1 protein-coding gene is annotated in these 393 nt (G+C 54.7%); it reads left to right on the forward strand.

The window, feature by feature from the left end:
- Positions 1-4: 4 nt before the first annotated feature.
- A partial coding sequence (locus OO258_RS27830; RefSeq protein WP_416309234.1) for a hypothetical protein occupies positions 5-393 on the forward strand: 389 nt, incomplete at its 3' end.

Raw genomic sequence — 393 nt, forward strand, 5'->3', positions numbered from 1 at the left:
GGCCATGGCCCAGGTGCAGCTGCAGGAGTCTGGGGGAGGATTGGTACAGGCTGGCGACTCACTGAGACTCCTCTGTGTAGCCTCTGGAGGTAATTTCGGTGGCCATCGAATGGGGTGGTTCCGCCTGGCTCCGGGGAAGGAGCGTGAGTTTGTCTCGACTATTAGCTGGAATGGTGACAGCACATACTATGCAGACTCCGTGAAGGGCCGATTCACCATCTCCAGAGACAACGCCAAGAACACGCTATATCTGCAAATGAACAATCTGAAACCTGAGGACACGGCCGTTTATTATTGTGCAGCCCGAAGGTATCAATATGCTGACTATGTGAGCCAGTATGAATACTGGGGCCAGGGGACCCAGGTCACCGTCTCCTCACACCACCATCACCA

Source organism: Pseudomonas sp. DCB_BI (assembly GCF_026240995.1).
Classification (GTDB): Bacteria; Pseudomonadota; Gammaproteobacteria; order Pseudomonadales; family Pseudomonadaceae; genus Aquipseudomonas.